Source organism: Pseudoclavibacter terrae (assembly GCF_008831075.1).
Taxonomy (GTDB): Bacteria; Actinomycetota; Actinomycetes; order Actinomycetales; family Microbacteriaceae; genus Pseudoclavibacter; species Pseudoclavibacter terrae.
Genome location: NZ_WBJX01000002.1, coordinates 260,273 through 273,313 on the forward strand (window position 1 = coordinate 260,273; position 13,041 = coordinate 273,313).

16 protein-coding genes and 1 riboswitch are annotated in these 13,041 nt (G+C 65.6%); of the genes, 5 read left to right on the forward strand and 11 right to left on the reverse strand.

Annotated features, from left to right (window positions below; genetic code table 11):
• Positions 1 to 6: 6 nt before the first annotated feature.
• Positions 7 to 846, forward strand: coding sequence for a carbohydrate ABC transporter permease (locus F8O03_RS07465; protein ID WP_151423318.1), 840 nt, complete (start codon positions 7 to 9; stop codon positions 844 to 846).
• 40 nt (positions 847 to 886) lie between these two features.
• Here the strand turns inward: F8O03_RS07465 and F8O03_RS07470 are convergent, their stop codons facing one another.
• Positions 887 to 1,576 carry a response regulator gene (locus F8O03_RS07470; protein ID WP_151423319.1) on the reverse strand — a complete coding sequence of 230 codons (690 nt, stop codon included), beginning with the start codon at positions 1,574 to 1,576 and terminating at the stop codon, positions 887 to 889.
• The gene (locus F8O03_RS07475) at positions 1,573 to 2,898 is read right to left on the reverse strand and encodes a sensor histidine kinase (RefSeq protein WP_151423320.1); all 1,326 of its coding nucleotides are present in this window, start codon (positions 2,896 to 2,898) and stop codon (positions 1,573 to 1,575) included. The genes F8O03_RS07470 and F8O03_RS07475 overlap by 4 nt, the downstream gene beginning before the upstream one ends.
• A 140-nt stretch (positions 2,899 to 3,038) precedes the next feature.
• Between F8O03_RS07475 and F8O03_RS07480 the strand changes: the two genes are divergently transcribed.
• Positions 3,039 to 3,941 carry an SRA domain-containing endonuclease gene (locus tag F8O03_RS07480; RefSeq protein ID WP_151423321.1) on the forward strand — a complete coding sequence of 301 codons (903 nt, stop codon included), beginning with the start codon at positions 3,039 to 3,041 and terminating at the stop codon, positions 3,939 to 3,941.
• Positions 3,942 to 3,959: 18 nt separating this feature from the next.
• Here F8O03_RS07480 and F8O03_RS07485 read toward each other — a convergent pair whose 3' ends face one another.
• Positions 3,960 to 4,370: a (deoxy)nucleoside triphosphate pyrophosphohydrolase gene (locus F8O03_RS07485; protein ID WP_104252742.1), complete on the reverse strand. Its 411-nt coding sequence runs from the start codon at positions 4,368 to 4,370 to the stop codon at positions 3,960 to 3,962.
• A 33-nt stretch (positions 4,371 to 4,403) separates the two neighbouring features.
• Positions 4,404 to 5,024 carry an excalibur calcium-binding domain-containing protein gene (locus F8O03_RS18245; RefSeq protein ID WP_208851821.1) on the reverse strand — a complete coding sequence of 207 codons (621 nt, stop codon included), beginning with the start codon at positions 5,022 to 5,024 and terminating at the stop codon, positions 4,404 to 4,406.
• 223 nt (positions 5,025 to 5,247) lie between these two features.
• Positions 5,248 to 5,362, forward strand: a riboswitch (SAM riboswitch).
• An 11-nt stretch (positions 5,363 to 5,373) separates the two neighbouring features.
• Between F8O03_RS18245 and F8O03_RS07495 the strand changes: the two genes are divergently transcribed.
• Positions 5,374 to 6,168 carry a hypothetical protein gene (locus F8O03_RS07495; protein WP_151423322.1) on the forward strand — a complete coding sequence of 265 codons (795 nt, stop codon included), beginning with the start codon at positions 5,374 to 5,376 and terminating at the stop codon, positions 6,166 to 6,168.
• A gap of 130 nt (positions 6,169 to 6,298) precedes the next feature.
• Positions 6,299 to 6,742 carry a hypothetical protein gene (locus F8O03_RS07500; RefSeq protein WP_151423323.1) on the forward strand — a complete coding sequence of 148 codons (444 nt, stop codon included), beginning with the start codon at positions 6,299 to 6,301 and terminating at the stop codon, positions 6,740 to 6,742.
• Positions 6,743 to 6,769: 27 nt separating this feature from the next.
• Here F8O03_RS07500 and F8O03_RS07505 read toward each other — a convergent pair whose 3' ends face one another.
• The 6 genes from F8O03_RS07505 to F8O03_RS07530 form a co-directional block, all read right to left on the reverse strand.
• Positions 6,770 to 7,021, reverse strand: a complete 252-nt coding sequence (locus F8O03_RS07505) for a helix-turn-helix domain-containing protein (protein ID WP_151423324.1) — start codon at positions 7,019 to 7,021, stop codon at positions 6,770 to 6,772.
• Between the two features lie 58 nt (positions 7,022 to 7,079).
• A complete protein-coding gene (locus F8O03_RS07510; RefSeq protein ID WP_104241063.1) occupies positions 7,080 to 7,439 on the reverse strand; it encodes a hypothetical protein in 360 nt (119 codons plus the stop codon).
• 20 nt (positions 7,440 to 7,459) lie between these two features.
• Positions 7,460 to 8,878, reverse strand: coding sequence for an NAD(P)-binding domain-containing protein (locus F8O03_RS07515; protein WP_151423325.1), 1,419 nt, complete (start codon positions 8,876 to 8,878; stop codon positions 7,460 to 7,462).
• 145 nt (positions 8,879 to 9,023) lie between these two features.
• Complete coding sequence (locus tag F8O03_RS07520) at positions 9,024 to 9,587, reverse strand: DUF6199 family natural product biosynthesis protein (protein ID WP_151423326.1); 564 nt, start codon at positions 9,585 to 9,587, stop codon at positions 9,024 to 9,026.
• Positions 9,588 to 9,653: 66 nt separating this feature from the next.
• Positions 9,654 to 10,220, reverse strand: coding sequence for a hypothetical protein (locus F8O03_RS07525; protein ID WP_151423327.1), 567 nt, complete (start codon positions 10,218 to 10,220; stop codon positions 9,654 to 9,656).
• A gap of 163 nt (positions 10,221 to 10,383) precedes the next feature.
• Positions 10,384 to 11,115: an alpha/beta hydrolase gene (locus F8O03_RS07530; protein ID WP_151423328.1), complete on the reverse strand. Its 732-nt coding sequence runs from the start codon at positions 11,113 to 11,115 to the stop codon at positions 10,384 to 10,386.
• A 128-nt stretch (positions 11,116 to 11,243) separates the two neighbouring features.
• Here F8O03_RS07530 and F8O03_RS07535 point away from each other — a divergent pair, with 128 nt between their 5' ends.
• Positions 11,244 to 12,428, forward strand: a complete 1,185-nt coding sequence (locus F8O03_RS07535) for a cation:proton antiporter (protein WP_244296045.1) — start codon at positions 11,244 to 11,246, stop codon at positions 12,426 to 12,428.
• 99 nt (positions 12,429 to 12,527) lie between these two features.
• On the opposite strand, the gene F8O03_RS07540 is transcribed toward F8O03_RS07535, so the two are convergent.
• Entirely contained in the window at positions 12,528 to 13,019 is a 492-nt protein-coding gene (locus F8O03_RS07540; RefSeq protein ID WP_151423329.1) for a SixA phosphatase family protein, read from the reverse strand.
• Positions 13,020 to 13,041: the final 22 nt, after the last annotated feature.

The window sequence follows — 13,041 nt, forward strand, 5'->3', positions numbered from 1 at the left end:
CGGGCCATGCGTCAGCTTTCACGTCCGCAGCGGTACGGGCTCCTTGCCATCGCACTGCTCGCAAGCGGCATCCTTCTTTTTCCCATCTACTGGATGGTGATGACGTCCCTCGTGCCCTCGCGCACCCTGCTTACCGAGAACCCGCCGCTGTTTCCCGCGCTCGGAGATGTCTCATTCGATGCATACGGAGAGGTCATCGCCGGCCGCCCGATCCTGACGTGGCTCGGTAACTCAGCACTTTCGACTTTCGGGGCAGCCGTCATTTCGACGCTGGTGAGTACGCTCGGCGGCTACAGCTTGTCGCGTTTCCGTACGCGCGGGCAGCAGGCTATGGGCTTCAGCCTCCTCGTGAGCCGCGTGCTCCCGGGCACTCTGCTCATCATCCCGCTGTTCATGGTGTTCGCCACCTCGCATCTGATCAATAACCTGTGGTCGGTCATTCTGGTGAACATCGCGGCGACAGTTCCTTTCACGACGTGGCTCATGAAGGGCTTCATCGATTCGGTGCCTGTGGAGATTGAGCAGGCCGCGATGATCGACGGGTGCTCGCGGCTCGAAGCGCTCCGGCTCGTTGTTTTGCCGATTCTTCTTCCCGGTATCGCTGCGACGTTCACCTACGCGGCGATTTTGACTTGGGGAGACTTCCTGTTTGCGAGGACGCTGATGTCGAACCCGGACGGGTGGACCATCACGGTCGGCATTGCGTCGTTCATCGGGGAGTTCAGCGTCGACTGGTCCGGCCTGATGGCGACTGGCCTCCTGTCGACGATCCCGATGGTTGTCCTCTTCCTCTTCCTGGAGCCGTTCCTGGCGAAGGGCATGACAGCCGGAGCGGTCAAGGGGTAAGTGTGACGCGGGCGACGTCGCTCCTGCTACTGAAAGACCCTCAGCGCGCCTCGGGCTCGCGAGCTTCGCCCGGCGTAATGAGCCCGGATTCGTAGCCGAGCACGACCGCATGGACGCGGTCGCGAAGGTGCAGTTTCGCCATGATGCGGCTGACGTGAGACTTCGTGGTTTGCTCGGCGATGAAGAGCGTCTTCGAGATCTCCGAGTTGGAGTATCCCTTTGCGACGAGTTCGAACACCTCGCGTTCTCGTTCGGTGAGCTCGTTGAATCGGGTGGGGGAGATGCTGCGCCTCGCGGGGGCTTGCGCGAAAGCTTCGATGAGGGTGCGCGTGACTTTCGGGGCGAGGAGTGCGTCGCCGCCTGCGACGGTGCGCACCGCATCCACGAGCTCCTGCGGTGTCGCATCTTTGAGGAGGAACCCGCTGGCGCCGGCGCGGAGGGCGTCGAAGACGTAGTCGTCGATGTCGAACGTGGTGAGCATTAGGACGCGGGTGGGGTGGCCGCCTCCGTTGGCGGCTGCGGCGATGGCGCGGGTCGCCTCGATGCCGTTGAGATTCGGCATGCGGACGTCCATGAGCACGACGTCGGGTTGGAGGCTGCGGGTTCGAGCGATGGCTTCCCGACCGTCGCCCGCTTCGCCGACGATGGTGAGGTCCTGTTGGGCACCGAGAATCGCGGCGAGCCCGATGCGATACATGGGCTGGTCGTCGACGATCAGGATGCGGGTCATGCGTGCTCCGATTCGGGTGCTGACTGCGTGGGTTCGGGTGTTTGGGCGGCTTCGGCGACGGGGAGGCGCGCTTCGACCACATAGCCGCCGAACGACTGCGGGCGCGCGGTGAGGTGCCCGCCGAGAGTGGTGACGCGTTCGCGCATCCCGAGTATCCCCATACCGCCCAACGCCAGGTCGCTACCCGAGCCGTTGGAGTCTGATTCCGCCCCGTTTCTATCTTCAGTGGATACGGGTGGTGCGCTGTTCGTCACCCGCACGGTGAGCTCGGGGCCGAGGAGCATGACGGACACCTCCGCGTTGGTGCCGGGCGCGTGGCGGATGACGTTGCTGAGCGCTTCTTGAACGACGCGGTAGGCCGTGAGCTGCACGGTGTCGGGGAGAGTGCTCGGGTCGCGGTCGGTGTCGAGGTGGAGTGCGGCTTCGATGCCGCCATTGGCGCTGCCGTCGACAAGCGCTTGCAGGTCGCTGAGGTGCGGCTGCGGGGCGAGCGCCGTGTCTTCGTCGAGGCGCAGGACGCCGAGGAGGGTCCGCATCTCCTTGAGCGCGGCGCGGGCGGATCCGGCTATGGATTCGAACTCGACTTTGGCCTCGTCGCTGAGGTTCGGGACGCGGAAGGGGGCGGAACTGGCCTGCATGTGGACGATGCTCATGCTGTGGGCGACGACGTCGTGCATTTCGCGCGCGATGCGGGAGCGCTCTTCGGCCCCCATGCGACGTTCTTGCTCGATTTCAACGGTGCGCTTTGCTTGCACGAGCTCGCGCTTTGACCAGTTTCGGCGGCTCAGGTTGTAACCGGTGGCGACGATCAGGCCCGTGTAGATCGTGATGGCGATGAGGCTCGACGATTCCGGGATGACGTTGCCGCCGACCTGCATGGCGGCGAGCCCCAGGAGGATGAGGGCGAGTGCCGGCGCGGCGAGGTTGAGGAGCCAGGCGGCGATCGAGAGTGTCAGTGTCTCGCGGAGCGCGATGATGGCGAGGAGGAGGCTGAGAGAGATGAGCTGGGGCACCGGGAGCGGCCAAGCCTCGGCGTAGATCGCGTAGGGGAACGGGAAGAGCGCTGTTCCGGCGAAATGCAGGAGGATCGCGAGGCGCGGTCGGACTGGCGCGAGGAGCAGGCCGGCGGTGCTGAGGGCGGAGATTCCAAACGCGAATCCGACGTGTACTCCGTAGACGGCGCCGAGGATCGACACGGACACGGCGAAGAGTGCGGCGGTCGCGACGGCGAGCAGAATCCACTCGAGCCGCGTCAGCGGCCTCGGCGCGGGGTTTCGTGATTCGCGCAGCCGTCGAACCATCTGGTCGATCGTGATGTCCATGAGCGTCAACGCCTTTCGTCGAGGACGACGCTAGTGGGGAACGGACGCAAGGGCGTCACCCCGGAGACCCGCACGCACCCGTACGCGGGTACTGGGCCTCGCATCCAGGTGGACACCCGGTGCTTCACTAGTCTGCAAACATGGATTCGACGTGGCCGATACCGATTGGCGGAACTCTTCGTCGTCGACGAGTGCATGAACTCATCGGCGGGCAGCAGCAACAGGGGATCTCAACGCCGAGGGGAAACCCCAACATCCTCATCTTCACGGACCCGCATAAGGGCCAGCGGTACGGCTACGACCTCCACGAAGGCCTGAGAACTGACGGAATATACGCGTACACCGGCGAGGGGACCCGCGGAGACCAACAGTTCCTCCGAGGGAATGCTGCGCTCATTTCTTCTGTCAAGGACGGTCGACTGATCAGACTCTTCACCGTCCAAGGCGTGGACGCGACATACGTGGGAGCCTTCACGCTCGCTGATCCTCCGTTCGAGTACAAAGAGATTCCGGACGTTGACGGTGCCATGCGCCGAGGCATCATCTTCCTGCTGGCGCCAGTCGATGCGGATGTTGCTCGGCTCGTCGTGCGCGACGGGCCACAGCTTCTTCAACCCGTGATCGCTGATTGGATCCAGCCTGACAGCGGAGGGTTCACGATCGACCTCCAACCGCGCGAGATCGAAATGTCCCGAGTCGAGTTCGATTTGCAGGCTTCATTCGGCAACTGGCTGAAGTCGAAGCACCACGTGGTGCACGCTTTGTCGTTGCCCGCAGGAAACACACGTATCCGCCCCGACATCTACGACAGCACGGCGGGTGAAGTCATCGAGGCGAAGAAGTCAACCGCGAGATCGTACGTCCGAATGGCGATTGGGCAATCTCTCGACTACGCGAACAACGCACGACGTGTGGGCATTCATGCGAAGCCGGCGATTCTGCTTCCGGGACGGACCGAAGACGACCTCAACGACCTCTGTCAGCGGCTCAACGTGCGAGTTCATACGAGAGATGGCAACGTGTTCCGTGAGAGTGCTTGGTAAGCGGGACGGGACAGGGCACTACGGACAGCGAGACATCAGGGCCTCAACTGCCGGCAGATCTGGGCCTGCCCAGTCCAGGGCGGCGAGGTCAGCGCGTCGAACCCAGCGGAGAAGATCATGATCGGTGCTGTCGATCGGTGCAACTCCGCTCGCATCCACCAGGTAGCAGCTCAAATCGATGGTCATGTCATCGAGCCGCGTAACGGATCTATCGATCAACTCCAACACACGGACGCGAATCTTCAGTTCTTCGAGAAGTTCACGGACGAGTGCGGCTTCAGGCGCCTCCCCGAGTTCCACCTTTCCCCCCGGAAACTCCCAGAGCCCGGCCGCGCTCTTGTTCTGGGAGCGTCGACAAGCGAGGACTTCGTCACCGCGCAGAAAGACACCAGCGACAACGATCAGCGGTGGCTTGCGTGTGGACTTCACGTAGACAGTGTGTCCTACTGATCCAACGAGTGGTCAGTTTTCACAACCGACGCCATCACCATCGCGGTCGAGGTGTGAGGCGTACCCTGGATCGCCCACGTACACGGGCGCGGCTCCTGCGGCCCGTGCTTCGGTGCAGTTGGCAAAGGAGACGCTTTGCTCGGGCGCAGGCTCGGGGGCCGCGGGAGCGGCCTCTGGTGCTGCATAGAGCGGAGCGGGGGCAGTCTGCGCCGCGTCCGCCTCCGGCTCCGCCACCGGAGCCGGATCGGCAACGGGGGCTGCTTCGGCGACGGGAGCGACAACCGGCTCGGCGGTGACAGTGACGAACACGGTCTCCGTGGGCGCCTGGACGGTCGAAGTCACGGTGACTGTCGGGGCCGGCTCGGCAACTGGTGCCTCACGAGGAGTCTGCGCTCCTCCAATCGAACTGCCGACGATGCTCACGACGAGTCCCGCACCAAGGACGATGGCGCCAATCTTGCGTGAGCGCGGAAGGCCCGCCCAGCTGCTTCTTCGTGTGATCAAGACGTAGAGCCCTGTAAGGAATCCGATCAGGCCGGCAAGCGCCAGGAATGTTCCGACGCCCCCGTTGATCGCCGCGACGAGCAGGAGTAGCGCCATGACGCCGGCCACAACCCAGGAGAAGGTCGTCATGCGAGAACGCCAGGTTGATTGAGGGCGCTGCGTCGGGGCGGGATAGAAGGACATCAGGTCTCCAGAGATTGGGGGTCCGATAAGCCTAGAACTGCCTGATTGAATCGATAAACCTCCCCGGAGATCAGGGGAATCTAGACACAGGGCGATTGCCTCGAAGGAACTCGGGCGGCCGTTTCGTCTGCGTGAGCGCTGGAGCCCCGCGTGCTAACCTCCATCCCACGTTCACGAGTTGCAGCGTCAAGTACCTGGCTAGCTGCACGGCAACCCTCCACCTGAGTGGGGTGCCCCAGGGGAAGAACGGGTCGACACCGTCCGGTGTGCGACAAGTCAGTTCACGCACCTAGCGGTGCCGAGCTCGGGGAACCCCGCGCCGCGCATCCGCTGGCCGCGTGGCGTACCTCTGAGGACCGTAGCCATGCCCGAAACATCAGCCCCAACCGACGACACCGGCCACAACCAGAGCGGCGTCTCCCTGATCCAAGCGAAGCACGATTGGGATGCGGAGCTCGCCCCGGACGCCCTCGCCGCGTTCCGAGAACTGCCCCACGAACTGCGCCGCGAGTGGCTGCTCGCCGTGCTGCGCTGGCCGCCGCACTCGCACGCCACCCCGACCTTCGCAATGGCATTCCTCTCTGGCATGTTCCGCAAGGGACAGCTCGACACAAAACCCGACTGGCAGGAGTACGCGGGGCAATGGCTCCAGCTCGGCTTCTCACCCATGCTGTTCCTGCTGCTCAACGTCACGGCGCAGAACCTGGCGCGGCTACAACTGGACGCGCACGAGAAGGATCCGAACACCACTTCACCGAAGAAGGCACTCAAACGCGCCGGCTTCGAGCAGGGCAGGATCGGCTACCGGGCAGGTCATCTTCGCCCCGGTGACTGGAGAGTGATTCCCGACGCCTACGAGAACGGCGACTTCGCCAACGCAGTCGGCCACTGGCTGACGAAAGCGGGGGAGACCCCAAGCGAATGCGCGACCTGCGTCGCCCGGAAGCGCGAGCGTCGCGCCTTCCGCGACGAAGGTCCACGAGGCGACGGCAGGCTGCGCGACCGGAACCTTGAGCACCTGAGCCGGAGACCCAGCACGCGGACTTTGGGCGACCGGCCCCTCTCGAAACCACTGCACCGTTTGCCGTGAACACCGTTCAGTGGTTTCGAGAGAAGGGTCCCCGTGCCTCCAGCCGTTCTCCGGCCGGTCTCGAGACCACGGCGCCTGATCTGCAGACCAGCGAAGATCCGGCCGAATCCCCGGTCAGTAGGGTGGTCGCGTGAGCTACGCGATCTCGATGACCATCCAGACCCAACTCCGCACAGACCGGCCCGTCTGGGTGACCGAGTATCTACAAGCGGTCGTGTCTAAGGCCCCGGCTGCAGGCCGCGGCCCGGACCTGGCTGCCGGTGCACCGCACTACCAGTGGGCCGAGTACCTGCCCGAGCGCGACTGGTTCACCGACGTACCCTGCGGCCTGGGCCCCGGCCTGACCGCAGACACCGAACGGTTCTGGCTCGCCTCCGACTTCCACGACGACTTCATCCAGCACGACACGTTCTTCATGGAACTCATCGCCAACTACACCGCGGAAGACCGCATCATCGGGTCCATCTGGAACGACATGTCGGCGACCAAGTTCACGCAGTACGCCTCCATCGGCCGAGAGCTGCACCTGCTCTCCGCCAACGGCGGGTGGCGGCCGGCCAACAGCGAGTCGTAGTCCGCTCGGCGTCGGCCGCCAATCGCATCAGCGCGGCCCCGTCGACTCGTCTGCCCGCTGCTCCCAGCTCGCCGACAACTCAATGCCCAGCTCGTGCATCAGATCGAAGAGGCGCCGCAGATAAATCGTCGTCTTCCCGCTCTCGATCTCGCTCACCGCACTCTGCGACAACTGCAGGCGCTCGGCGAGCTCAGCCTGGCTGAGACCGGCCTCGAGGCGCGCCTGCTGCACGGCCAAGCCGAAGTCGGCGGGTGCTGTGAGCCGCGCGCGTGCAGTCATGGCGGACTCCCATCTGAATATTCAGATACTACTCGAGTATCTGAATATTCAGATATGCCTACGCGTCGACGACACCCGTGAAGCGAGTGCCGATGCCGTACGAAAACTCCCGCGTCGTTCCAGCCGCAGGCTCCGGCAACTCGTCGAGATCATGGTTGTCGCACGACACATACGTGAACTCCGGCCACCACTTCTTCGGTCGCACCTTCTCAACCGTCCCGCACACCTCGCACGTCAACGTCGCCCACACCGGACGCTTGCCCGTGCGGTTCGCGCGCGACTGAGCGAGCCACGCCGGCGGATTCGCGTCCAGCTCCGCCAACGCCTCCTCGGCGATGTACGGGGGCAGGCCGTTCCGCTTCGCCATCTCGAGCGGAATATCGAGACGGATCGCGGCGTCATGTCGGCTGAGCTTCATCCCGACAGCCTAAAGCCAGGCTAGAGAGCAGGCGCGCCAGCAGCATCCGCCGTCGCGCCAGCGGCAGAGCCAGCGGCAGAGCCAGAAGCAGCACCAGCAGGCGGCAGCGGCGCAAGGTACCGAGCAAGGCTGTCGTCGAGTTCATCCACCCACTTCGTGTGGTGCGTGGACGCGATCGTGCCCGTCATCACGGACCGGTACGCGCGGTCGCGGTACCCCATGATGTCCTCGGCCTTGTCGTGCTTCCACTCGAGGAAGATCTCCACGACCTCGTCCAGATCGAATATCGGGTAGTCCGTCGCCTCGATGAGATCGCGCACGTAGTCGGCCTGGAAGCGGATCTCATCCGCAGCCCCACCGATCGCGTGGAAACGCTCGAGCCACGCGTCGATGTCGGACTGCCGCGCATCCACCCCGGGCAGCACGACATCGCCCAGGATGACGTCGCGCACGAACCACGTCTGCGCGTCGAACATGTTGAACGTGAACCACTGGTCCTGCGCGCCAAGGTAGAACAGGTGCGGGTTCTGCTCCCACACGACTCCCTTGTAGAGGCCCTCCGGATACACGTTGTTGGGGGAGTCGAGCGCCAGCTCGTTCGGCAGGAACGGGTACTTGTGCAGATACCCCGTGCACAGCACCACCGCGTCGAACTCCTTCTCGGTGCCATCCGCGAAGAAGGCCGTCGAGCCGTCGAACTTCGTCACCAGCGGACGTTCCTCGAAGCCCAGCGGCCAGTCGTACCCCATCGGCGCCGTCCGGTAGCTCGCGGTCACCGACCGCGCACCCATCTTGTGCGCCTGGCTGCCGATGTCCTCCGCCGAATAGCTCGACCCGATCACCAGTACATCCTTGCCACGCAGGTTCTCCGCACCACGGAACTCGTGGGCGTGGCTCACCTGGCCTGGGAACGTCTCGAGGCCCTCGAACGACGGCATCTTCGGGAACGAGAAATGCCCGGATCCGACGATGACGCGGTCGAACACCTCACGGCTCGTCTTCTTCGACTCCAGGTCCTCGCTCACCAGGGTGAACTGCTGCGTCGCCTCATCGAAGTCCACCCAGCGCACCACCGTGCTGAAACGCACGTGCTTGCGCACGCCCGCCCGCTCGACGCGGCCCGAGATGTAATCCCACAGCGCGGGGCGCGGGGGATACGACGAGATTGGTCGACCGAAGTGCTCATCGAAGCTGTAGTCAGCGAACTCGAGGGCCTCCTTCGGTCCGTTCGACCAGAGATTGCGATACATGCTCGAATGGACGGGCTCGCCGTGCTCATCGAGGCCCGTCATCCACGTGTAGTTCCACTGGCCGCCCCAATCAGCCTGCTTCTCGAAGCAGACGATCTCAGGGATCTCCCGCCCCTGCTCAGCCGCCGACTCGAACGCCCGAAGCTGTGCCATGCCGCTCGGGCCCGCACCGATGATCGCAATTCTCATGTTCTGTTGTTCCCTGGTTCTGTATGTCTGGTCGAGTTACGTATGACGAAGTACTGACCACCAGGTTAACAAGTCGCTCGGTTCGCGCGACGAAGCGGGTCGAAACCGGCGCACCTCGCAGAGGGAGGGGCACCGGATGCGCGGCTCACGGCATGCAGACCGCCGAGTCCGCCTCCAGCTCCGGCAGCGACGACTCGTATCCGCCCGTCTGCACCGACGCGGCCACGGCCGCCGTCCCCATCGTCGAGAACGTATACGTCGTCGTGACCAGGGGCGTCGGCTTCGAAGGTGCCTCCGTGTCCAGCCCGTACACCGCCCCGAAGTCGGGCAGCTCCGGCAGGTCCACCTTCGTGGTGCCCGTCTGCAGATCCAGATCGTGCTCGGCCGCGAACGCCTCCATCGACGACGCAGTCCAACCCACGTCGCTCCGCGTCGCATCCAGTGCAGGCTTCAGCTCCGACTCGCACCGCTCGGCGAGCGTCGCCCGGAACGTGAACGTGAACGCCATGCCCGTCGCGACAATCGCCAGCACGCACAGCACCACGCCGCCGAACCGGATGTAGCCGAGGTACGCGTCGCTCCAGTTCGGCTCGCGGTCGCGGAACATCCACCGCTGCCCCGTCGAAGCGGCGGATGCGGGCCAACCGGCCTGCCAAACTCCGGCGGCGGCGAAGAGCGCGGCCAGCGCGAATAGCGGAAGAAACTCCATGACGGCCGATGCTAGAGCACCAGCCGGGCACGAAAGAGGCGCCGTGAACGGGCAATCACCGCCGACTCAGCAGGCGCAGGTCATGCTCGCGAACTCGTTGAGACCCACGATCGCGAAGATGATGCCAGTCACCAGAAAGATCGGGGCCGTCAGGATGCCGCACCAGAAGCTCGGCGCCTGCTTCTCGCTCGGCAGGAAGAACGTCGCGATCGCCACGCCGATCGTCCAGACCGAGACGGGCGCCAGGAACGGCTGCTCGAACACCCAGATCATCGGCACCCAGTGCAGCCCGACGATGAGCAGCATGACGGGCGCCATCAGCTCGCCCTTCTTGCGCCTCAGCAGGATGAGCGCCGCGATCAGACCGCCGATCACCTCGAGGGCCACCATCACGATGTAGATCATGAAGGGCACCGAATCCACCTGCAACGCCGTCGCGCTCGACCAGTTCCTGATCGCCGTCGGCAAGGTGATGCCGACGAGAGCGACGCCAGCGAGGCTCAGCACGCCGAACACGATCCGCCACGCCCAGTGCCGCGGACGCTCCTGCGCCCATCCGGCCCAGACGAACGTCGCGAAGCCGAATATGGCCGCAGTGAAGATGACATCTCTCGGGAACTCGATGGACAGCATGCGCACCCCTTCATCGACGTGCCGCTCAGCCTAGGGGAGCGGTCCGCAGTAACTCCGAGTTCGCTCCGAGGAGAACTGGCCGCGCGCATCCGTCGTCGTGCGCACCGTGCCGTCGCAAGCATCCCGCCAATCGTGACGGTGGCACCCGTCCGCCGGTCGTGCCTCAGAGCACGTCGCGAATCGCGCCGAGCGTCGCATCGGCGTCGTGCAGCCAGAACGGATGCCCGACCTGCGGCAGCTGACGCACATCCCATCCCAGCGCCTCGAGCTCGGCCGGGATCGGCGCAGGCACGACCGCCTTGCCCTCCGCCGAGAGCACCAGCGTCGACGGCACGACCGAGGCCGCCGAGGCGGTGGGAGCGTGGGTGATCTGGTCGAAGATCCCGACCGTCATCTTCTTGTCGAAGCGCCGCTTCGCGCGCTTGTCCAGCACCCGCGTCGCCTCCGAGTAGCGCTTGCTGTCCCCGGTGCCCGTCGCGGCGCTGGCCAGCATCACGAGCGGCAGCGTCACCCCGGAGAGTGCCCAGAAGACGCGAGCACCCGCGCCCTCGCTCGGCAGCCCGAGCTTGAAGCCAGGGTCGAGGTAGATCGCCCGGTGCGGGAGCAGGCGGGGCACGGCGCGCACGAGCAGTGCGCCACCGAGCGAATGACCCACTGCGCTGTGCAGGTCGCCAGGCAGGGTCTCGATGAGGTCGTCGACGAACTCGCCGAGACGGTAGCTCTGAGCCCGAGGGCTCTCCCCGTGGCCGCGCAGGTCGACGGCGATCGCCGTGTACTCGCCAGACGCCGCGATCCGCTCGGCGAGCGACCCCCACAGTTCAGCGCTCGCACCGATGCCGTGCACCAACGCGACCTTCTTCGGGCCGTCGCCGGTGGTGATCGTGTGCAGCTTCATGGGGTCCTTCCCAGCGGGCCGTGGCGATGGACGCGGGGCGCGGCCCGATCTCACGCTACGCGCCCGACGCACAAAAACGTCCGCCGCGACGCTCCGGTCGCCTCCCGCGCCGCTGTTACGCTGAGCGCGTGTCGGAACCCGGGGTCTTCCTCATCCCGGCCCTCGCGGTGCTGGCTCCCCTCTTCGCGCGCAGCATCTCCGCCTGGGTCAAGGTGCCCATCGTCGTGTTCGAACTGCTGCTCGGCATCGCCGTCGGGCCGAGCCTCCTCGGCTGGGTCGACAAGTCTGACCTGCTCAACTGGCTCTCCGAGTTCGGGCTCGCCGCGCTGTTCTTCGTCGCCGGCAACGAGATCCGCTTCCGCAGCCTCGGCAGCGGACTCCTCGGCAGGGCCTCACTCGCCTGGGTGGGGAGTCTCGCCATGGGGCTCGCCGCGGGGTTCCTCATCGCGCCGGGTGAAGCGGCCGTGATCATCGCGATCGCACTCAGCTCCACGGCGCTCGGCGCGCTCATCCCCATCCTCCGGGATGCCGGCGAGCTCGGATCGCCGTTCGGGAAGGCCACGACGGCTATGGGCGCGGTCGGCGAATTCGGGCCCCTGGTCGCCATCTCCGTCTTCCTCGGCACCCGCTCGCCCGGCCTCTCGGTGCTGGTGCTGACGCTGTTCGTCGTCATCACGGGTGCCGCCATCCTCGTCGCCATCCGCATGCAGCACGGGCACCTGCACAGGCTCGTCAGCGCCAGCCTCCACACGTCCGGGCAGTTCGCCGTGCGAGTCGTCATCTTCACGCTCGCCAGCCTCGTCGCCCTCAGCGCGCTCCTCGACCTCGACATCCTCCTCGGCGCCTTCGCCGCGGGCGTCATGTGGCAGATCGTGATGCGCAGCGCGCCCGAGGAAGACCTGGAGCAGGTCGAGAGCAAGATCGAAGCGATCGCGTTCGGCTTCCTCGTGCCGCTCTTCTTCATCTACACGGGCGTCACCTTCAACCTCGACGCGCTGCTCGGTAGCACGCAGGCGCTCATCCTTCTCCCCGTGTTCCTCGTGCTGCTGCTGGTCATCAGAGGTGTTCCCGCGCAGCTGGTGGCGCCGAAGGGCGCGGCGCCGAGCGAGCGGGCGAGCCTTGGGCTCCTCAGTGCGACGGCGCTTCCGATCATCGTGGCGGTGACCGCCATCGGCGTCGACGAGAAGGTCCTCGACCCCGCCCTCGCCTCGTCGCTCGTGGGCGCCGGGATGCTCTCCGTGCTGCTCTTTCCGCTCGTCGGCATGACGCTACGGCCAGCGGACGCACGGCGAACGTCGCGCGCGTCCACCTGACCCGCGGCGCGGGGCCGGGCATCCACACGGCAGATGACGCTCCGGTGGCGAACGAACCCGCGTTCGTCGTGTGGATGCGAGCCCCCGCGCGAGACGCGCCTAGTGGGGTGCGTGGAACGCCGTGATATTGGCCGAATTCCAGCGCAGGGCTTCCCATTCGCCGTGGAACGTCAGCACGGTGATCCCTGATGTCGGGTAGCCATGGCGGATCTCCCGCGCCAGGTCCGACTCCTTGTCGGCGGCCAACGCGATCGCCGTGCCCGACACGGTCGGCTCGTGTCCGATGACCAGCAGCGTCTGCACCTCGGCGCCGGTCTCCTTGACCTGCTCGAGGTAGTCGTCCTCGCCACCCATGTACAGGGCACTCGGGAACTCGGCCGGAGCCAGGATCTCAGCAGTCTCCAGCGTCTGCCGCGTGCGCGCGGCGGGGGAGCAGAGCACACGGTCCACCTTCGGCGCATGCTCGCGCAGCCAATCCCCGGCCTCCGCGGCCTCACGCACGCCACGGTCAGCGAGCGAACGCTGGCGGTCGTCGATCGTCATCGGATGCTCGGCTTTGGCATGACGGAGCAGGATCAGAGTGCGGGGCATGGGGCCAGCCTAGGGAACTCGA

What these genes read in the sequence shown, in the direction of transcription:
- F8O03_RS07465 (WP_151423318.1), top strand. Translation starts at nt 7, where the DNA reads ATGCGTCAGCTTTCACGTCCGCAGCGGTACGGGCTCCTTGCCATCGCA.
- F8O03_RS07470 (WP_151423319.1), bottom strand. Translation starts at nt 1,576, where the DNA reads ATGACCCGCATCCTGATCGTCGACGACCAGCCCATGTATCGCATCGGG.
- F8O03_RS07475 (WP_151423320.1), bottom strand. Translation starts at nt 2,898, where the DNA reads ATGGACATCACGATCGACCAGATGGTTCGACGGCTGCGCGAATCACGA.
- F8O03_RS07480 (WP_151423321.1), top strand. Translation starts at nt 3,039, where the DNA reads ATGGATTCGACGTGGCCGATACCGATTGGCGGAACTCTTCGTCGTCGA.
- F8O03_RS18245 (WP_208851821.1), bottom strand. Translation starts at nt 5,024, where the DNA reads ATGACGACCTTCTCCTGGGTTGTGGCCGGCGTCATGGCGCTACTCCTG.
- F8O03_RS07505 (WP_151423324.1), bottom strand. Translation starts at nt 7,021, where the DNA reads ATGACTGCACGCGCGCGGCTCACAGCACCCGCCGACTTCGGCTTGGCC.
- F8O03_RS07510 (WP_104241063.1), bottom strand. Translation starts at nt 7,439, where the DNA reads ATGAAGCTCAGCCGACATGACGCCGCGATCCGTCTCGATATTCCGCTC.
- F8O03_RS07515 (WP_151423325.1), bottom strand. Translation starts at nt 8,878, where the DNA reads ATGAGAATTGCGATCATCGGTGCGGGCCCGAGCGGCATGGCACAGCTT.
- F8O03_RS07520 (WP_151423326.1), bottom strand. Translation starts at nt 9,587, where the DNA reads ATGGAGTTTCTTCCGCTATTCGCGCTGGCCGCGCTCTTCGCCGCCGCC.
- F8O03_RS07525 (WP_151423327.1), bottom strand. Translation starts at nt 10,220, where the DNA reads ATGCTGTCCATCGAGTTCCCGAGAGATGTCATCTTCACTGCGGCCATA.
- F8O03_RS07530 (WP_151423328.1), bottom strand. Translation starts at nt 11,115, where the DNA reads ATGAAGCTGCACACGATCACCACCGGCGACGGCCCGAAGAAGGTCGCG.
- F8O03_RS07540 (WP_151423329.1), bottom strand. Translation starts at nt 13,019, where the DNA reads ATGCCCCGCACTCTGATCCTGCTCCGTCATGCCAAAGCCGAGCATCCG.